The following is an 18,567-nucleotide window of genomic DNA, read 5'->3' as shown; positions in this document are numbered from 1 at the left end:
TTTATGGCAAAACGCTAGTAAATGGCGAACAGCCTGCGCACTCTGGCAGGCTCTTGCCGTTCTTTTCGATGACCTTGCCGATGAACATCCGCCCCAGCCCCAGTACCGGCGGATTTACAATCCGTAGCATCAAAATCTTCAGAATTTCCTGATTCCCTGTAGTCCATTTCCCAATCATACTCCCACCGCCTTTAAGCCATTGCAGCGGTTCCTTCAGCGCTCTAGTCTCCGCCAGTCGTTGCCAATTCAACGACCGGTTTTGACAGACCGCAACAAATGAAACCATCTGTGCACCTGCGTAATGGCGGCTGTGCGTGGGGCACCTTCGTGTGCGCCGGGTTTCTTCGTTTACCGGTCTGTCAACCCGCGTATAGCTGCCACCTCTTTGTTTGACAGCTTGGGTGTGGCAGCTCCATCTAAACGGAGCAATACCTGATGCTAAAAATCGTCCCCGACCCACCCCTCAACCCCAACCAATCCCTCGAAGACCTCCTGGTCCGGACCTCCGAATACCTGGTCCGCGCCCTGACCATCGCCCGACAATCCGTCCTGCTCCACCCCAAACCTCCTGGCCAGGTCCTCACCTTGGCGACCATGCATGAAATCGAACACGCCCGTGTTCTGGTCGAAGTGGCCTTGAGCAAGGTTCAGTCACGCCACTGAGTTGCCAATAAGCAGACGCCCGCGTTGCTGACGAAACCGCTCAGCAATGCGGGCTAGCGATTTCAGCAGGGAGACCTATCAATGGATGAGGATTTGAATGCAGCCAGCACCTTTGAGACAGCCGGCATCGCCGCCTTCGGCGAAGGCGAAAGCGGGCATTCCACACAAAGGCTGTTCCGCGTCGAGCCCGGCCACAGTGCGGCGTTCGCGTTGGAGCAATCGGCCGTGCTGATGGGCTGCGTGCATCGGCTGACCTTGCAAGCCGGGATCGAGCATGACGCGGCGTTGGTCTGGGCGGCGCATTACCTCAGCGGCATGGCCAAGGCGCTGGTGGAGGATGTGGCGCATGGCGTGCGCGGGTAAGGCGTTTTGAGCTGGACGGTAGGAAAGCGCCCCACGCAGGCGAAGGCCGGCGTGGGGCGTTGTTGCTTACTTGATGTCGACTTCGTTGAATTTCACCACGCTTTCTTCACCACGGCCTACGCGCACTTTGAGTTTGAGCGCCGGCGCCTGCTGCAGGTCGCCGCGGCCTTGTTCGAAGGCCAGGGTCACGCGGGTGGGTACGCCACGTACCAGGGGGAAGGCGTCGCGGTAGGTGAATTTGGATGAGCCGACCTGCATCTTGTCGATGCTCAGGGCGCCGCCGCTTTCTTCGAACAGGGTGGTTTGCGATTCGAAGCGGAACTCGCTGTCCAGCCGGGTGTTGGTCAGCTCGAAGGCGCAGTTGGGCTGACGGCCGATTTTTTCACAGCCCAGCAGTTCGATGCGCACGCCATCGATCACTTCCAGACGTTTGCCCAGCAGGTTGGCACCGCCGTTTTCGATGAACTTCTGTTGATCTCGGGCGAAGTCGAAGCTGGGCTTGGCGTATTCCCCGCCCAGGGCGAAGAAGATGACTGCCAGGCCTGCAGCCAGGATCACCAGCATCGCGCCTTTGAGCATCTGCGGCAGGCGGTTGGCGTACCAGCCGAGCAAAATCACGAACAAGAACACGAAGGCGCTCATGAACAGGATGAGGTTCTTCCAGTTCAAAAAGCTCAGGCCGAACACGGTCGGGTCGGGGAACACATAGGTGATCAGGCCCCACATGGTGGCCAGCAAGGCGCTGATGCCACCCATGATGCGGGTAATCAGGCCAGAGATCTTCTTGGGTGGGAGGGCAGCTTCCATTCTTGAACCTTAGGTGCGGTAGTCGACAGGTGGGTAAGCCCGGTCGAGGGTGTGCAGGCATGGGCACCGGGTGCCGCGTCGGGTTGGCTTCCATGCGTCGCGATCATCCTTGAGCAGCGAGCGAAGGCGAGTGTGAGTGAATCAGTGGGGGATGGCAATGTGCTTTGGTTCTAACCTCCATCGCGGGGCAAGCCCGCTCCCACAAAGGCCTGCGAGAGGTTAGTCCTGTGCCTCGTCTTCAAGCAGGCGCAGCAACAGCGGCTCGATATCCAGGGTGCCTTTGTCGGTAGCGTTCAGCAACGCCAGGTTCAACACCCAGTGCTTTTTCCCACGGCTGACTAGCTGAATCACCCCGAGGTCCTCAAGGATGGCCGCCAGGCGGCTCGACTCCGGAACCCGCTGTTGCCGGTTGATGGCCTGGTAATAAGCGGTACCGATGCCTTCTTCGCTGGTGCCGGCCGGCACACCGTCGGCACTGTTGGCCAGGGGGAACTTTGCGCGCCCAAACTGGCGCCACAGGTAGTTGAGGGTATTGTTGACCACTTGCAGCGGGTAGCGGGTGATGCTCTTGCCGTGGGTCTCGAAGCCCTGACCGGTCACGCGGTAGTGAAAAGGCTTGCGATGGCTGGGCGTCCAGCATTCGACCCATCCCGCTGTTGGCGCGGGCATCGCGCTTTGGCTGACCTCTGTCTCCATAGCGGTCGCAGCGCCGCCGCCCAGGTCATAGCCAATCATGAACAATGCCGCTTCCAAACGCCGCAACGGGCTGCTACCCGAATCGTCGTGCTTGTTGAAGCCGCTGTCCTTGGCATTGGCGTGGGCGAGTACGGCGGCCAGTATCCGGCTGGCCTGAATGTTCCACTGCGCATGCACCGTACCGGGCTGCAACGATGGGAACCGCAAGTTGCCTTGGGACGGATCGCGCTGTTTGGATATGCCCTTGGTCGGCCTGGCCGCAGCCCAGGGGAAGGCCAGCTCAGGCGGCACCTGGGTAAGTTTGGGGTTCGCCTGCTGGCAGAACTTCACCACTGCCCAACCCAGCGCGGCTGCAACGCGGCTGTCGTAGATCACCAATTGCTTGCAGATCAGCGAGTAGACCTTGGTCATGCCGGCATTGAAGCGCAGCTCGGGGTCAACCAGTACCGAGTGGTTCAATTCACCGCTGTCGATCGCGTCGCGGGTGCTGATCAGTAGGTTGGCCAGGCCGTCACAGTTGTTGGTCAGCCAGCTGACGTTACCGTTCTGTACGCCACCCCAGATCATCACATCGATGGCTGCGCGGCTGGCGGCCTGGTCTTCGGGCGCGGGCGCGAGGGCGCGTTGCAGTTGCTGCTGGAGCGCCGTCAGTGCGCGGGTGTTGCTGGTGATGTTGCTGCCCTTGTCGACGTCCAGGTGCTCTATTGCCGGGTGCGGCCAGTGGTACTTTTCATACGCATTGAACAGGCTGCTGCAGTGCCAGGGCTTGTCACTCATGCGGTTCTGGTACTGATGAGTGAAGGTGGCGTTGTCCAGGTTGGCGCTCATCCATGCAATGAAGGCATCGAGCAGGGGCTGGGCCATGGCGGTTTCCTTGTAGGGCAGCTTGGGTTTGCTGGGGGCGGGATTTTGGGCTAATCGTCCAGTAGTGGCAATGTAGTATTATCGGCAGAGGTTCGTACAAGGAAGCCGACGATTGAAGTTCACTAGCAATATCGTGCCGCTGATAAAAACGCAGCTGCAAAACGACAAGGTAGATCTGAAGATTTTCTCGCCGTACCTGACCGGTTCGGCAGCGCTGGAGATTGCCCAACTGGGTAAAAGCGCCAAGGTTTATACGCTGGTCAATGTGCAGGTGCTTGCGTCTGGCGCCTCCAGTTATAGTGCCATCAAAGCCCTTCTGAAGAAAAAGATCCCGGTTTACTACCTGCCCAATCTTCACGCGAAGATGGTTGTTGCCAAGGACCGCTTTGTGACCTTGGGCAGCCAGAACTTTACCGAGCGGGGTGCGAGTGCGAATTTTGAAACCAACGTTCGCGTTCGCGGGGTCAGCAAGGGCGTTGAGGCGCTGGTGGCGAAGATGGAGCGTAAGGCAACCTTGTTGACACCGGGCTTTCTGGAGTCGGTTAACAATGCTGCGCAGGCGCTGGTTGGCAAATACGATGCGCTGCGCAAGCAGGCCGAAGAACTGGATCGCGACTTGATTGCTACCGAAAAATCGCGCGCGAGTGCGCAACGCGGCGAGCGGGCAATCGATGCCGAGGTTCGCTCGGAACTGGCCAAGCGGCCGCAGTCCAATCCCAGAAAGTGCACCATCGTTTCTCGCTACGATGAAAAAAACGCCAAGCTTCAACATTCGTTGAAAGGCGAAGAGCTGTTGAGCTGGTCCATCGGCAAGGCCCCCCACGAGCTCGAACCTCAGCACCGCTATTTGTGTATATCCGGTGCCGGGAAGCTCGGCTGGGTCAGGGTGAACAGAACGGTGTACTCGTTCATCGAAAACCAGATCGATATGGAAAGAGGCGAAATCAGAGGCCAGGTGCACTGGGAGGTTGGCGTTGATGCAACCGAGCAGGCGTGCAAGGCGAGGAGGGGCGGGTACAACTTGCGTGTGGCGGTTGCTGACCACCAGGGTAAGGAGCTGTGCCATGTGTTCATGCGCTACAACACCGAAGACCTTGATATCGATCCTGCCGTCTTGCTCAGGAGCACAGGCACGCCCAAAGCGCCGATTGCCGAGCGACGCAAGGCAGCCGAATGGATCAACGCCAATACTGAGAGCTTCAAGGAGGATATCAAGCGGATTATCACTACACCGTTCAAGTTCCAGGAAAAACTGACCGGTGATCGAGCGGACAAGTTCTTCGGTGGTGATGGAACTTCGCACCTGCTCTGCCTGGTCGAGCTGAGCTCAAACGTTGCGTTACGGGTAATTGACCCGGTGGAAACAACGGCTGGGTAATACGTCTACAAGAGCCTCAATGGTTTCCTCCTACAAGGCGTTGTTTTTATTCTTGTTTTGAATGTGTAGGACGACATACCCGGCAAAAATACGCTTCTGAAACGTTGATTTTTAGCTGCTAAAACTAGGCCGCTCAAGCGCCTGCAGCCTTCGGGTTTGCGGGCGCTTTCACGTTTCAGGAGACCCCATGAACGACTCAAGGATGAGCGGGCTTGGCGCGAGCCCGTCGCAGTACTTTGCGCGCCAGCGGATTGAAAGCCTGGTCAATGTGCCGAGGTTGTTTGCAGCGATTGATGCCGACCCCGGGATTGTCGGGGCAGGGGTGGTGTACATCGATGCGGACTACAACGTGGTGACATTGCGGGAGTTTCGGCCGATTTGTAGTGTGTTGACTAAGCGGGTGGTGTTGCGGGAGGTAAAAAGGTATTTGGCTCCTGCACAGTATCTGGAGCAGCTCAGCAGCGATCCACGAGAGCCTAGAGTTTTCGAGAGGCTATTGGGTACTGCTGCAACCTGCGTGAGTACATACATCAGTTGGCGGGTGCTATACAGCGGTTCCATTGCAGTGGCTTTCGGAGGGCCGGTTGGTATGGCTATCGGGGCTGTGAGCATAACTGCCCTTTGGGCTGGTGCCGGATTATGTTTTGTTGCGGGTGGCAGAACCGCTATTGAGGTTGTTAATCCGGAATGGAATGATTTCTTGGATGATCTGGTTGCCATGCGTGTTGTTGAGTCGCTGCTTGAAACCGTTTCGTTAATGGGCGCAGCTACCGCCTCGATGAACATCGTTAAGTTTTTGCAGATTCGTAAGGCGGCTACAGGGAGAGGTTGGTTTGACTTATTCAGGGGGTTGAGTCGCCAACAACGCAAGAGACTGACTGCAGAATTACTCTCGATAAAACATCCCTCTTTGACAGCGAAGCAAATTAAACTGCAGCAGCGATTGGGCACGCTCCCCAAACAATTTACTCCCGCGGAAATCCAACATTCAACAATCACGTTGATTAAGGACGCGTTAGGAGTGGTACTGGGAGTTGGCAGCAGTTCTTCCGTCCAGACAATTGCATTCGGTCTTTATGAGGAAGTAGAGGAATGAACCTCGTCCCTGCAGTCGTTGAACGGATGAAACGATATTTTCCCCGTTTCGTCACCGGGTTTTTTCTTATAGGTTTTTCCATGACATTTGCGGTGGTGCACGTCATTGGCGTTTATGTGTATGACATCGAACGGTTATTTCTTGTATTACTGGCGGCTACATTCGTGTTGTGCGTGGGCCATTACATGTTGCTACGCGGCTTTACCAGCACGGTCTGGATCAGCGTCACATTTGTTGTAATTAGCCTGCTGGCAACGCTCTCGACATACGGACCCTCCACCCACCGGATGTTTTTCGCAGTGTCGTTGGCCACCTCCTTGTCTGCCCTGCTCACGATCAACAGCCGCCGCTACCGGATGATGTGCAAACGTCTGGTGGTGATACGTAAGCAGCGTAAAAAGTGGAGAGTCCGCTGAGATGAGCATTCTTCCGCGGTTTTCACAGCGCTACTTCCCCGTGTACGCCGCAGCATTGATGCTGAGCTGTTTTTCCTTCTCACTGGCGATAGCACTCGCGAGCCTGCTTCATTTCAAGACCCATCCCGACCTACCCGAGTACATCATTTCTTCAATCGTGGTCTGCTCTTTGCTGCTGAGCGTGGGCAACATGCTTCAGCTTCGAGGGCGGCGTTCTGGCATGTGGCTTGTCGTCATGGTGCTTGGCGCGTGCATGCTGCTAACCCTTTCCACATATGGCCCACGCACGCCCATGCCACTTTTTACATTGGCGATGTTAGCACCCTTGCTGGCTCTGCTTTTGTTCAACAGTGAACGACACCGCGAGATGCGACGGCGGTTGATGAGGTTGCGGCAGAGGGAAAACCGATGAAGGGACGGGGCCACTTAGCAAGTCCGGCAAGGAGAGCGAGCCAGTGCTAGATCTAACGCAATTGCCGGCTTTTATACGTCGCTACTACCTCACGCTGTGGACCGGATTTTTCCTCGCAGTTATATCCCTCACCTGCGCATCCATTCACGCAGGTGAGACCATCTTCGCAGGCAACCCCGCCGAGCCGGGATACATCGTCGCTTTTATCATGCTGGGTTCATTCACCCTCGGCATCGGCCAATTCGTCGTAATCCGTGGCTATTCAGCCGGAAACCGGGCGGTAGTTGGGCTGTTGCTCATTTGTCTGATTGCCGGCGTGGTGACCTATCCCTTTTCTCACGATGCACTCCTGGCAGTGGTTTCGGTAATCGCTCCCTTGTTGGCGTTGCTGGCGTATAACAGCCGACGCTACCGGGAGATGAGCAAGATCCTGTCGGAGATCCGTCGCAAGCGCTTCAAGCCCGTGTCTGGCAAACGATAAAAAGATCACCACCAACAAAGGTTCACGGATGAATCACCAAGAACAAATCAACGCCTGTCTACGCCGCAATTTCCCGCTCCTGACCTTGAGCTGGTTGCTGGCAGTTGCCTCCCTCATGAGCCTGATGCTGGTGATTAACGGGACACACTCACTGAGCGCCATGAGTTCATCCGACATCCTGCGCAACGTGAAAAACGGTGTGGTTATCCCGACCATGCTGCACCTCTTGCTGGTGTGGGGGAGCACTCGGTTGATTTGGTGGCTGGCGGCGTTGCTGGTGTGTTGCTTGCTGGTCACTTTGGGGTTGTATACCCAGCGCCCACCTGGCGTGATTTATTACCTGGCGCTTTTCTGTCCCCTGGCTGGCCTGCTGGTGCTCAACAGTCAGGGTTATCGGCGGATATATGCAAGGTTCGTCGAGATCAGCAAAGCTCCCCGAGCCAAGCGCTTGCCGGGTGAGCCTGTGGATGTGCTGCGGTATCCGGGGATGGCGGCGTTCATCAAGCGCTATGCGGGCCGCTCATTCGCTGCCTTTTTCTTGACCATGGCCTCCGTCGTGTTGGCATCGGTGCAGGTGGAATACGCCTATTTTGTCCAGCATCTCGCGAATATGGAGTATGTAGTTATTGGGATTTTGCTCGGGGCGGCAGTGTCTAGTGTTGGCGCTGGCCTGATCGCCAACGGTTTTGCCTGGGGAGTGTGGTGTCTCGTCGCGGTTGCGGTGACGAGTCTGCTCATGGCCATCGCAAGTGTTGCAGCCGGAATCCATCCGTTGTTTACAGCTTCGTCAATTGCGCTGCCGTTGGTGGCGCTGGTTTTGCTGAACAGTCATCACCATCGGCAGTTTTGTAAGCGCTTTGCGGTGGTTCGTCGGTTGCGGTTGCGTAAGGCTGGCAGGTGATCAGGGCGGTGTGCGATTGGTGGCCTAGCGCATCTGGAACAGCTCCTGATGGAAATCTTTCGGCTTCAGCCCATGGGCCACCAGGTCTTCACACAGGGACTGACCCAGGTCCACAGGCCCGCAGTACCAAATACTCGCTTCCTGCCAATCGGCAATTTCCTTGCGCAGGCGTTCGCCGCTCAGCCGGCCATCCTGGCCAGACACCAATAGGTGCAAGCGCACACCCGCAGCCGCCACGTCGGCCCGCAAGTTATCGATGACGTCGGGCGAATACACGCTGCAGGGATGGAACAGGTCAATACGGTGTTGCCGGTCAGGCTCCAGCGCCAGCTGCTTTAACCGGGCCACAAAGGGCGTGATGCCAATGCCGGCACCGATCCAGATCTGCCGCGGCTTTTGGTCTTCGAAGGTGAAGCAACCGTAAGGGCCTTCTATCGTCACTCGGTCGCCTTCTTTCAGGCGCGTTGGCAGTCGGCGGGTGTGATCGCCCAGGCCTTTGGTGATAAAGCGCAGCTGCGCGGCCTGCGGCTCCCAGGCCGAGGCGATGGTGTAAGGGTGCGGCCCCTCGGACTCCGATGAGGTCACGAAGGCGAACTGTCCGGCCTGGTGCCCGGGCCAGCCCGCTTGCAGGGCGATATGGGTTTCCAGCAGGTTCGCCTCTGGGTAGCGGATCAGGGTCTGGATTTGGCCCTGGACCTTGCGCTGCTTGCCGATGCGCTTGAACAACGCCTGCAACGCCGCCAGCGTGCCGCCGATCAGCAGCAGGGCGGTGACGATACCGATGGGTTGCAGCCAGTAGTCGAACTTGAGCAGCACCACGGTGTGGAACACCAGCACCAGATAGAGTGCCGCCAGAACAGTGTGGGTCTTGGCAAACCAGTGGTACGGGAAACGCTTGATCAGGGCCAGAATGATCAGCACCCCGATGACGTAGAACGTCCATTCCCCAAGGGTTTCGGCCAGGCCGCGCTGGCTGCGTAGCGCCTGCTCGATTGCGCCCAATTCTGGCGCCACACCGCCGCCCTTGGCCGGCTTGGTCAGCCAGCCCCAGCCGACGGCCCACTTGGTGCCCTTGGCCCAGACCCAGTGCACGCTACCGAACACCAGGGCGCTGATGCCGAGCCATTTGTGCAGCCGGTACATCTTGTCGAGCCCGCCTAGCAGCGGTTCCGGGCGGCGCGGGCGCGCGGCCAGCATCATCGCCACGCTCATGGCAGCGATGGCGATGATGCCGGTGTATTGCACCAGCACCGAACGTAGTGAGAAATAGGTCAGTGGGGTTGGCAGAAAGGTATCTGCCAGTGCCCATAGCAGGGTTAACCCGATGAACAACGACCACAACACTATCTTGATGCGTTTCAACTCTACTCTCCGCCGTAAAGGGTGGAGACATTCTCGGCATTAAGTGGGCACCTGCGGGCACCCCCTAACTGGCTAACTAGTTAAATATTGATGTGGATCAATTGGTTAGCGAATAAAGTTGAATATTTCACTGGACTTTGCTGTGAATGTTACTCATTACGCCTTTAGGGATGCGCCGATCAAGTCAGCACAGGCCATCTGACCTGTGCTGCATGACCCCGACACCGCCAAAAAGCGATCATTGGCAATGCTCGACCCACTTCCGAGGGAGCGTCATTTCAACGACTGCACGCCCATATATACCGCCAGGGAAATGAACGTCACGCCGACCGCCACGTTAAACGTATAACTGTAACGTACCAATATGTCCTTCAGGTACTTCATGAAATACGCATAAACGAGATGAACCAACAAGGTGATCAGCAGCAGTAGCGCCAACAGCAACAGCATTTGCGAGAGTGCACTTTTTGTCGGGTCGATGAACACCGGGAAGAACGACGTGAAGAACAGCAGCGTTTTCGGGCTGGCAAAGGTTACAACCGCTCCGTGCCTAAAATTTCGCCAGTTACCACTGTCGTCATGCTGGGCAATGATTTCAACACCTTGCCGGGCATAGCGGATGGAGGAAACGCCCAGATAAGCAATGTACAAGGCGCCCACCAGTTGCAGGGTAACGAACAACAGCGGAGACGAAATCAACACAGCGGCAACACCGGAAAGTGCCAATCCCGCCATGGCCAGCATGCCAACCTGAATACCGAGGATGACCGGAAGGGTTCTACGCCACCCGAGGAAGGCGCTGTAGGTAATCACGCTGATTGTCCCGGGGCCTGGGGTGGCTGCCGCCACCGCACAGGTCAGGAAGTAGGTCAGAAGTGTTGACGCAAGCATCATTCGTAACCTGGCAGCGCAGAGCTGGTCATCATCGTCATCGGCCAATCCAGGCTCAAGCCGTCATCGGTATCACGCACGCCAAGATAGTGCTTGGCCGCAGCGACCGAGTCTGCCTCGGAGAAGGAAGCTTTATTGGCCAACAACAGCCCGAGAAAACGCCCCAGGTGCTGTTCGCTTTCAAAGCTCCACCTCAAGTCGATGTCATGAAACTCGGGTTCACGCCAGCCGGTATTTGCACACAGGCTGGTCGCGAAGTCTTTGCTTAGGTAAGAGACTTCATGGCCCGTCACGCAAGACCTCGCGACGAACCCATCGAAGAATCTGGCCGTGCGGTTATGGCTGAAGATGTCGAAAATGGCCATCCTTGAGTTTCCGTGAACCAAACGCCTCCAGCGAGAGAATGTTTCGGTCTTGTCACGCACGTGATGAAACGCACCCCGTGACCAGATCTTGTCGATGGCGGGCGCACCTTCCCCCAGAGCAATCTCTTCCGCGCCCTGCGCCAGGATGATCATGTTGGCCGATTGTTGTTCCAGCACAGATTGAAGTTGCTCAATGGAGGGGTCTGTTACATACAACAGCCCTTGCTCCCCAATCACACGCGAGATGGGAAAGCTAAAGAATCCAGAGCCTGCTCCAACCTCCAGAATTTTGTCACCAGGTTCCGGATCGAGATACGCATACATGGCATCCAGATCCTCATCCCACACACGTCCTATCGACCCAACGGCCGCTCTATAATTATCGGAACGTGACTTTGCAAACTCGTACCCTGCACCATCTGACTCAATGTACATAAGTGTTCCTTCACTTGTATTGAGCAACATCGGGGATATATCGCCGGCTTACCCTGGTAAATACCTCCATTTTTAGCGCTTGACAGAAACAAGGGTTAGGCCATTAGGGGCGATAGAGAAAACGGAAATAAATTTACCTGAATTCACAGAATAAGTGCAACGCGGCGTTTTGCAAGGTAATTGCCGTGACCCTGTATCTGGAGAAGCCCGAAAGCGAGTTGGCCTGTGTCAGGAAACCGCTCACTGCCGTTTGCTGAGCAACGTGTTCGGAGTTTCCTCCGCGGATCGCCACTGGGTTGATATTCACCAGGGGCGAGCCTGTTTTGCTGTGCTAAGGCAAGGCTGATAGCATTCGGCCATATTCTAGGGAGGGAGTACTGTGGCGCGTTATTTTTCCGGGCGGGTAGGGTTGGCCCTGGTACTGGTGTTGGCGGCGTCCACGGCGTTGGCGGCCAATACGCCTTGCTCCGGGCGCAAGGGTGGGATTGCCGGCTGTGATGGCGACCTGTTTTTGTGTAATGACGGGTCGATCAGTGGTTCGAAACGCAGTTGCACGGCTTATATGGGTGGCAGTGCTGCGCGGCCTGCGCTGCAGCCGCTGCGCGGGGCGAGCGAGGGCTGTGGTTGTGGCTCTGGGTCGTTTTGTACCGGGCCGCGGGGTGGGGTTTATTGCCTGACGCCCAGTGGCAAGAAGAGTTATCGGCGGCGGTGAGGGTGGTTGAATAGGCCGGGATTTTAGCTGGTTGTACCGGCCTCATCGCGGGTCAAGCCCGCTCCCACAGTTCGTATGCCAATCTTGAAAATTGTGGGAGCGGGATTCAGGCAACGCCAAATGTGCTGGCTGTACTGGCCCAGCTCCCACAGGTCATGCGTCAACCGTGAGAGTGCCGGCGTACTGGTGGGAGCTGGACTTGCCAGCGATCGAGCGCAAAGCGGTCGCAGGCGCTATTGCCCCCGCCGCCCATGCTTGACCAGCAACTTCTCCAGCTTCTCCCACAACGCCGCCTCGGTACTGAACGCGACGTTGAAGCGCATCCACCCGGTCGCCTGTGAGTCGACCATGAACAACTGCCCAGGGCCGAGCATGATGCCTTGCGCCAGGGCGTCATCGACCAGCGCCGCGCTGTCGGCGATGGCCGGGTGGCGGGTCCACAGGTACATGCCTTCGTCGCCTTCGATAAAACGCTCGAAACCCAGCCGGGTGAGGTGTTCGCTGACCTGCTGCTGCGCCTCGGCCAGGCGCTGGCGCAGGCGCTTGAGGTGCTTGCGCCAGCGCCCATCGGTGATGGCGGCGTACACCACCCGTTCCATCACCTGCGAGGTGGTCAGGCCGGAGCGCATTTTCAGTTGCAGCAGTTGCTGCATCAATGCCGGGTTGGCCAGCATGAAGCCGACCCGCACGTTCGGCGAGATGCTCTTCGAGTAGCTGCCGACGTACACCACCTGCTGCAAATGATCGAGGCTGGTCAGGCACGGCAGCGGCTCGTTGATCATGTCGGCGTAGAGGTTGTTCTCCACCAGGCGAAAGCCGTGGCGCGCCGCCAGTTGCAGCAGGCGGTGCAGTTGCGCCAGCGGCGTGCGCGAGGCGGTCGGGCTGTGCAGGTGCGGCTGGGTGAAGAACACCGTCGGGCGGTGGTGTTCAAGCAGGCGCTCCAGGTGGTCGAGATCGTAGCCATTCGGGGTACGCGGCACGCCCAGCAAGGTGGCGCCCTGAAAGCGCAGGATGCTCATCAGGTTGGGGTAGCCGGGGTCGTCCACCAGCACCACGTCACCGGGGCGCACCAGGGTGCGCACGGCCAGGTCCAGGGCCTGGCTGGCGCCGTGGGTGAGCATCAGCTGGTTGGGGTTGGCGACGATGCGCAGGTCCTGTTGCAGGTTCTGCGCGGTCAGGGTGCGCAGTTCCAGCAGGCCCATGGGGTCGCCGTAACCGCTCAGTTCCAGCACGCTGCTGGCGACCTGGCGCATACCCCGGCGCAGGCCGTCTTCGAACATCCAGTCGTTGGGCAGCCAGCCGCAACCGGGCTTGAACTCAAGCTGACGGCTTTCGAAGATCTGCTGCAGGTACCACTCGGAGTTGAATTCCGGCTTGCCTGGCGCCGGTTCCTGGGTCTGGTTTTCGATCAGCTCCACGACCGCACGGTTGACGAAGAACCCGGCATTGCCACGGCTGACCAGCAAACCCTGGGCGACCAGGCGGTCGTAGGCCTCGACCACGGTGAAGGTGCTGACCGAGTAGGTGGCGGCGAAGGCGCGGATCGACGGCACCTTGGCGCCGGGTTTGAGGGTCTGGTTCTCGATCAACTCTCGCAGCCCGTTGATGATCTGGTTGACCAGCGGGGGCGATGCGTCGGCTCGTAATTCAAGCATGGGGAAGCTGTGCCTTCAGGTGTGCGTAACGCCGGGCGCCTGCAGGAAATCGCGGTGTACTGCATCGGCGGCCTGTACAGTGCAGTGGATTTTTCATCGCGCTGTGCATGGCTCTATGTGTCGGACATTTTTACATTAGGGGTCTGTTATCGCTAGCTAAAGCACGTTGAAGCAGTATGAATAATCACAATGACACTGATGCTTTCACCCTTGGGCGCCGCCCAACCGCTCCTTGCGCACAGATGGCACTGATCCGCCATCGCGCCATTGCACCGTTCAATCCGACCAGAGGCACTCCGCTGGCCCCGTGAGCACCGCCGCCGACCCGGCCACCTGGGCCGGGCGATGTCGGCTGCCCGCACTTTCACACGTTTGAATGGGTGAGACCGCTGTAGCAGGCGGTCCCACGAGTTTCCTTGCATAAAAAGAACACGAGGTAGCTACTGATGGACGCAACATCCACTTCCACTTCCACTGCGAAGGTGGAGCACGAGAGCAAGCTCAGCGCTTCGCTCAAGTCTCGCCACCTGACCATGATGTCGATCGCCGGGGTCATCGGCGGCGCATTGTTCGTCGGCTCCGGCAGTGTGATTCACAGCGCCGGCCCCGCGGCCATTTTGGCTTACTTGGCCGGCGGCATCCTGGTGGTGCTGATCATGCGCATGCTCGGTGAAATGGCGACCTCGTCGCCCGACACCGGCTCGTTCTCCACCTATGCCGAGCGCGCCATTGGCCGCTGGGCGGGCTTCACCATCGGCTGGTTGTACTGGTGGTTCTGGGTCATTTTGATGGCCTGGGAAGCCTACGTCGCCGGCAAGATCCTGCACGGCTGGTTCCCCTCGGTCAGCGTCAACGTCTTCGTCCTGGCCACCACCCTGGTGCTGATCAGCGTCAACTTCTTCAACGTCAAGCACTACGGCGAGTTCGAGTTCTGGTTCGCCTTGATAAAGGTCGTGGCGATTATCTGTTTCCTTGTGGTGTGCGGGTTGGCGGTGGTCAACCTCTGGCCCACAGGCGAGGTCCATGGCCTGAGCAACCTCACCGCGCAAGGCTTCATGCCCAATGGCATAGAGACGGTGGTCGTCGCCATGCTCGGGGTGATGTTCGCCTTCCTCGGCGCGGAAATCGTCACCATCGCCGCCGCCGAGTCGAAGAACCCGTCCGAGCAGATCGTCAAGGCGACCAACTCGGTGGTCTGGCGGGTGTGCCTGTTCTACGTCGGCTCGATCTTCCTGATCGTCGCCCTGGTGCCATGGAATGACCCGCTGATGGGCACCTCGGGCTATGGCTCGTACCGCCGGACCCTGGAGCTGCTGGGCATCCCGGGTGCCGAATTGGTGATGAACTTCGTGGTCCTGACCTCGGTGAGCAGCTGCCTGATCTCCGCGCACTACACCGCGTCGCGCATGCTGTTCTCGCTGTCGACCCGTGGCGATGCGCCGTCGTTCTTCAAGATCACCCGTGCCGGTACCGGCGTGCCGGTGTTCTCGATCATCGGTTCCTGCTCGGTGGCGGTGTTCGTGGCGCTGATCAACTTCAGCGAAACCCTGCGCCCGAAAGACGTGCTCGATGTGCTGATGAACACCACCGGCATGATCGCCTTGCTGGTGTACCTGGTGATCGCCTTCTCGCAACTGAAGATGCGCCGCAAGCTGGAAGCCGAAGGCAAGCCGATCCGCCTGAAAATGTGGCTGTTCCCGTGGCTGACCTACCTGGTGATCGTGTTCATCATCGGCTGCCTGGTGACCATGGCCTTTGTGCCGGACTACCAGGTGCTGGTGTTCTCCACCGGTGCGGCGGCGATTGTCGTGGCCTTGATGGGCGCGGTGTTGCACGTGCGGGCGGCGAAAAAAGCCCTGTCCTGAAGCATCTGATCGCGGGTCAAGCCCGCTCCCACAAAACCTGTGGGAGCGGGCTTGACCCGCGATGAGGCCCGCAAACAACCCGCAAAATCTCCCCGGTCCTGTCCGCGCAGGGCCAGGTGCGCCGCCTGCAGGCCTGCTCAGGGCGTTGCGCCGCCCTGGCGCTCGGCCACTGCGCGCAAGGTGCGCAAGGAGATGGTCGGTGCATCGAGGACGAACTGGTTGGCCAGCCACGAGGGGATGTCCCCGGCCGGATCGGCCTGCAGTTCATAGGTCACTTCGGTGAGGTGTTCGCCTTTGGGCACCAGGGTCCAGAGCCCCTTGAGCTGGCGCACGCGGATCTGCCCCGGCACATGCTTGACCATGCCGGGCACCGCCTTGAGGTGACGCACCAGGCTACCGTCGTCGCGGCGCTCGCTGTGCACCAGGATCACCATGTCGCGGGTGCTGGCCGGCCAGGGCAGGGCGGTGGTCAGGTAGACCCAGGTGCGGTCGCCCTCGACCTTGAGCAGGCGCATGTCGGCGCAGCCATACAGCCATTTGCAGGCGACCCGCAGGTTTTCCTGCAAATCGCTCAGGGTGCGCACGCTGGCTTTGATCAGGGCAACGCCGCGAAACTGCTGGTATTGCGAACCTGGCACCTCGCTGAGGTAGACCTTGATACCGTCTTCGTCCTGGGCCAGATGCCAGCGTTCAGCGGCACCGGCCCAGGTGCTGAGGGTCAGCAGCAGGCACAGAACAAGGCGACGGCTCATGAACAGGCTCCAGCGGCTGGGCGACTGTTCAGAGCATAGTGCCTGGCATCAAATCTGGACGAGCCGGCCCTTGTGCTCGGGCGCCAAGCGGTCACCGCGGCCAAACAGCTTGTGGCGCAAGGTGCCGTCCTCATACGCGGTGCGGTAGCGGCCACGGCGCTGCAGCTCGGGCACCACCTGCTCGACCACCGCTTGCAGGTCGTCCGGTACCACTGCATAGGTGAGGTTGAAACCGTCGATACCGGTGCTGTCGAGCCAGTCTTCCAACTGGTCGGCAATGTGCGCGGGCGAGCCGAGCAAGACCGGGCCACGGCCGCCGAGGCTGACGAACTCGGCGGCTTCGCGCACGGTCCAGCGCCGCTTCGGGTCGGCCTTGGTGAACACCGCCAGGGCGGTGCGGCCGGCGTCGTTGTCGATGTACTCGATCAACGAATCGGGGTCGACGCCTGCGAAGTCGATGCCGGTCCAGCCCGACAGCAGGGTCAGCGCCGCCTCGACGTCCACGTACTGGCGGTACTCCTGCAGTTTGGCTTCGGCAGCCTGGCGATCTTCGCCAACAATCAACAGGGCCTGGGCGTAGATCAGCACCTCCTGCTCAGGCCGCCCGGCTTCACGGCTGGCCTTGCGAATCGCCTCGACGTAGCCGCTCAGCGCCGTTTGCGTGGGGGCGCTGATGAACACGCATTCGGCATGATCGGCGGCAAAGCGCAGGCCCCGTGGCGAAGCGCCGGCCTGGAACAGTACCGGCGTGCGCTGCGGCGAGGGCTGGCTGAGGTGAATGCCGGGCACCTGGAAGTGCTCGCCCTGGTGGTTGATCGGGTGCACCCGGGCCGGGTCGAGGAACTGGCCGCTGGCGCGATCCTGCACCAGCGCATCGTCGTCCCAGCTTTTTTCCCAGAGCTTGTACAGCACCTGCAGGTATTCTTCGGCCAGCTCATAGCGCTCGTCGTGGCCCAGTTGCCGGGCCAGGCCGAGGTTGCGCGCGGCGCTGTCGAGGTAGCCGGTGACGATGTTCCAGCCCACCCGGCCGGCGCTCAGGTGATCGAGCGTGGACATGCGCCGGGCGAAGGGATAGGGGTGCTCGTAGGTCAGTGAAAAGGTCACGCCAAAACCCAGGTGCTCGGTGACCCCGGCCATGGCCGGGACGATCAGCAGCGGGTCGTTGACCGGCACCTGCACGCCGCCGCGCAGGGCACCGTCGGCGCTGCCCTGGTACACGTCATAGATGCCCAGCACATCGGCGATGAACAGCGCATCGAACAGCCCGCGTTCGAGCAGGCGGGCAAGGTCGGTCCAGTAGTCCAGGCGATTGAAATCGACGCTGGTGTTGCGCGGATGGCGCCACAGCCCGGGGGACTGGTGGGTGGCGGCGTTCATGCTGAAGGCGTTGAAGCGGATGGTCTTGGACATGGGCTGTACTCAGGGCAGGACCGACACCGGGTAGACCGCGTCGGCCACCTTCAGCGGCTTGGGGATCAGGCCCAGGCCCTGGAAGGTGTCGGCAAGCTTCTGCTGCTCGGCGGTGATCTGCGCGTCGATGGCCACGGCGTTGTAGTTGCGCCGCTCGCTGGCCACCTGCAGCACGTCGGCGCCGATACCCAGTTGCGGCGCCAGCAGGGCGGCGACTTCGTCGGGCTGCTGGTTGGCCCAGGTGCTGACCTTGGCCAGTTCGCTGAAGAAGGTTTTCAGCAGCGCGCGGTTGTTGTCGGCAAAGGCCGCCGACGACAGGTAGAAGGTGCGGTTGTTGGACAGCCCGCTGCCGTCACGCAGGTTCTTCAGGCCCGGTTGTTTTTCCGCGGCGGCGAGGAAGGGGTCCCACAGGGTCACGGCCTGGACGCTACCCGACTGCAGTGCGGCCACGGCGTCGGCGGCGTTGTTGACGTAGGCCGGGGTGATGTCCTTGTAGCTCAGGCCTGCGTCCTGCAGGGCCACGGCCAGCAGGTACTGGGCGTTCCAGCCGCGGCCGGTGGCCACGCGCTGGCCCTTGAGGGCGGCGACGCTGGCGATCTTGTCCTGCTCGCGCACCACCAGGCCGATGCCTTTGGGGTAGGGCTGTTCGGCGGCCAGGTAGACCACCGGTTTGCCGGCGGCCTGGGCGAACACCGAGGGTGCGTCGGCGGCGTGGCCAAGGTCGATGGCGCCGGTGCTCAAGGCTTCGAGCAGTTGTGGGCCGGCGGCAAATTCGTACCAGCTGACGTTCACTCCTTGCGGTGCCAGGGCTTTTTCCAGGGCGCCGCTGCCTTTGAGGATGTTGATGCTGTTGAACTTCTGGTAGCCGATGCGCAGGGTCTTGCTCGGTTCGGCATGGGCCAGCGAGCCGGGCAGTAGCAGCGCGGCAAAGGTGGCAAACAGGCCGCCGGTGAGCAGGCGGCGCAAAGGGGAATGGGGCGTGTGCGACATGGGCGGACTCCTGGGATTCAAGGGCAAGGCATGCCCGAAAATATAAGGAGCCC

The 18,567-nt window shown here is 59.7% G+C and carries 20 protein-coding genes; 10 read left to right on the top strand and 10 right to left on the bottom strand.

Annotated features, from left to right (window positions below; all coding sequences use genetic code 11):
• Position 1: 1 nt before the first annotated feature.
• Positions 2 to 286: a hypothetical protein gene (locus NLX68_RS04170; RefSeq protein WP_254282831.1), complete on the bottom strand. Its 285-nt coding sequence runs from the start codon at positions 284 to 286 to the stop codon at positions 2 to 4.
• 149 nt (positions 287 to 435) lie between these two features.
• Here NLX68_RS04170 and NLX68_RS04165 point away from each other — a divergent pair, with 149 nt between their 5' ends.
• Both NLX68_RS04165 and NLX68_RS04160 read left to right on the top strand, forming a co-directional pair.
• Positions 436 to 663, top strand: a complete 228-nt coding sequence (locus NLX68_RS04165; protein WP_254282829.1) for a hypothetical protein — start codon at positions 436 to 438, stop codon at positions 661 to 663.
• A gap of 81 nt (positions 664 to 744) precedes the next feature.
• Positions 745 to 1,026, top strand: a complete 282-nt coding sequence (locus NLX68_RS04160; protein ID WP_233673790.1) for a DUF3077 domain-containing protein — start codon at positions 745 to 747, stop codon at positions 1,024 to 1,026.
• Between the two features lie 66 nt (positions 1,027 to 1,092).
• On the opposite strand, the gene NLX68_RS04155 is transcribed toward NLX68_RS04160, so the two are convergent.
• Together NLX68_RS04155 and NLX68_RS04150 are read right to left on the bottom strand one after the other, a co-directional pair.
• Positions 1,093 to 1,833: a hypothetical protein gene (locus NLX68_RS04155; RefSeq protein WP_254282827.1), complete on the bottom strand. Its 741-nt coding sequence runs from the start codon at positions 1,831 to 1,833 to the stop codon at positions 1,093 to 1,095.
• 219 nt (positions 1,834 to 2,052) lie between these two features.
• Positions 2,053 to 3,393 (bottom strand): hypothetical protein, encoded by a 1,341-nt coding sequence (locus NLX68_RS04150; RefSeq protein ID WP_254282825.1) that lies wholly within the window; start codon positions 3,391 to 3,393, stop codon positions 2,053 to 2,055.
• A 112-nt stretch (positions 3,394 to 3,505) separates the two neighbouring features.
• On the opposite strand from NLX68_RS04150, the gene NLX68_RS04145 reads away from it, so the two are divergent.
• From NLX68_RS04145 to NLX68_RS04120, 6 genes are all read left to right on the top strand, one after another.
• Complete coding sequence (locus tag NLX68_RS04145) at positions 3,506 to 4,771, top strand: phosphatidylserine/phosphatidylglycerophosphate/cardiolipin synthase family protein (protein WP_254282823.1); 1,266 nt, start codon at positions 3,506 to 3,508, stop codon at positions 4,769 to 4,771.
• 187 nt (positions 4,772 to 4,958) lie between these two features.
• On the top strand, positions 4,959 to 5,867 hold the full coding sequence (locus NLX68_RS04140) for an NAD synthetase (RefSeq protein WP_254282821.1): 909 nt from the start codon (positions 4,959 to 4,961) through the stop codon (positions 5,865 to 5,867).
• Complete coding sequence (locus NLX68_RS04135) at positions 5,864 to 6,283, top strand: hypothetical protein (protein ID WP_254282819.1); 420 nt, start codon at positions 5,864 to 5,866, stop codon at positions 6,281 to 6,283. The genes NLX68_RS04140 and NLX68_RS04135 overlap by 4 nt, the downstream gene beginning before the upstream one ends.
• 1 nt (position 6,284) lies before the next feature.
• On the top strand, positions 6,285 to 6,695 hold the full coding sequence (locus NLX68_RS04130; RefSeq protein ID WP_254282817.1) for a hypothetical protein: 411 nt from the start codon (positions 6,285 to 6,287) through the stop codon (positions 6,693 to 6,695).
• A gap of 43 nt (positions 6,696 to 6,738) precedes the next feature.
• The gene (locus NLX68_RS04125; RefSeq protein WP_254282815.1) at positions 6,739 to 7,176 is read left to right on the top strand and encodes a hypothetical protein; all 438 of its coding nucleotides are present in this window, start codon (positions 6,739 to 6,741) and stop codon (positions 7,174 to 7,176) included.
• Between the two features lie 28 nt (positions 7,177 to 7,204).
• Positions 7,205 to 8,077 carry a hypothetical protein gene (locus NLX68_RS04120; RefSeq protein ID WP_254282813.1) on the top strand — a complete coding sequence of 291 codons (873 nt, stop codon included), beginning with the start codon at positions 7,205 to 7,207 and terminating at the stop codon, positions 8,075 to 8,077.
• A 24-nt stretch (positions 8,078 to 8,101) separates the two neighbouring features.
• Here the strand turns inward: NLX68_RS04120 and NLX68_RS04115 are convergent, their stop codons facing one another.
• The 3 genes from NLX68_RS04115 to NLX68_RS04105 form a co-directional block, all read right to left on the bottom strand.
• Entirely contained in the window at positions 8,102 to 9,439 is a 1,338-nt protein-coding gene (locus NLX68_RS04115) for a ferric reductase-like transmembrane domain-containing protein (RefSeq protein WP_254282811.1), read from the bottom strand.
• Positions 9,440 to 9,712: 273 nt separating this feature from the next.
• The gene (locus tag NLX68_RS04110) at positions 9,713 to 10,378 is read right to left on the bottom strand and encodes a LysE family translocator (protein WP_254282809.1); all 666 of its coding nucleotides are present in this window, start codon (positions 10,376 to 10,378) and stop codon (positions 9,713 to 9,715) included.
• Positions 10,330 to 11,019, bottom strand: coding sequence for a class I SAM-dependent methyltransferase (locus tag NLX68_RS04105; protein ID WP_254282807.1), 690 nt, complete (start codon positions 11,017 to 11,019; stop codon positions 10,330 to 10,332). Before NLX68_RS04105 ends, NLX68_RS04110 begins: the two co-directional genes overlap by 49 nt.
• A gap of 490 nt (positions 11,020 to 11,509) precedes the next feature.
• Here NLX68_RS04105 and NLX68_RS04100 point away from each other — a divergent pair, with 490 nt between their 5' ends.
• Positions 11,510 to 11,842, top strand: a complete 333-nt coding sequence (locus tag NLX68_RS04100; RefSeq protein ID WP_254282805.1) for a hypothetical protein — start codon at positions 11,510 to 11,512, stop codon at positions 11,840 to 11,842.
• Positions 11,843 to 12,075: 233 nt separating this feature from the next.
• Here NLX68_RS04100 and NLX68_RS04095 read toward each other — a convergent pair whose 3' ends face one another.
• A complete protein-coding gene (locus tag NLX68_RS04095; protein WP_254282803.1) occupies positions 12,076 to 13,497 on the bottom strand; it encodes a PLP-dependent aminotransferase family protein in 1,422 nt (473 codons plus the stop codon).
• A 446-nt stretch (positions 13,498 to 13,943) separates the two neighbouring features.
• On the opposite strand from NLX68_RS04095, the gene NLX68_RS04090 reads away from it, so the two are divergent.
• Positions 13,944 to 15,362 carry an amino acid permease gene (locus NLX68_RS04090; protein ID WP_026001269.1) on the top strand — a complete coding sequence of 473 codons (1,419 nt, stop codon included), beginning with the start codon at positions 13,944 to 13,946 and terminating at the stop codon, positions 15,360 to 15,362.
• A 137-nt stretch (positions 15,363 to 15,499) separates the two neighbouring features.
• Here the strand turns inward: NLX68_RS04090 and NLX68_RS04085 are convergent, their stop codons facing one another.
• The 3 genes from NLX68_RS04085 to NLX68_RS04075 are packed head-to-tail and all read right to left on the bottom strand — an operon-like array spanning position 15,500 to position 18,514.
• Positions 15,500 to 16,114: an START domain-containing protein gene (locus NLX68_RS04085; protein ID WP_010222383.1), complete on the bottom strand. Its 615-nt coding sequence runs from the start codon at positions 16,112 to 16,114 to the stop codon at positions 15,500 to 15,502.
• 48 nt (positions 16,115 to 16,162) lie between these two features.
• On the bottom strand, positions 16,163 to 17,524 hold the full coding sequence (locus tag NLX68_RS04080; protein WP_254282801.1) for an LLM class flavin-dependent oxidoreductase: 1,362 nt from the start codon (positions 17,522 to 17,524) through the stop codon (positions 16,163 to 16,165).
• Between the two features lie 9 nt (positions 17,525 to 17,533).
• Positions 17,534 to 18,514, bottom strand: coding sequence for an aliphatic sulfonate ABC transporter substrate-binding protein (locus NLX68_RS04075; protein WP_254282799.1), 981 nt, complete (start codon positions 18,512 to 18,514; stop codon positions 17,534 to 17,536).
• Positions 18,515 to 18,567: the final 53 nt, after the last annotated feature.

The sequence above is a fragment of the Pseudomonas sp. SBB6 genome, assembly GCF_024213215.1.
In the GTDB taxonomy this organism is placed as follows: Bacteria; Pseudomonadota; Gammaproteobacteria; order Pseudomonadales; family Pseudomonadaceae; genus Aquipseudomonas; species Aquipseudomonas donghuensis.
This window is presented reverse-complemented; position numbering and strand designations above follow the sequence as displayed.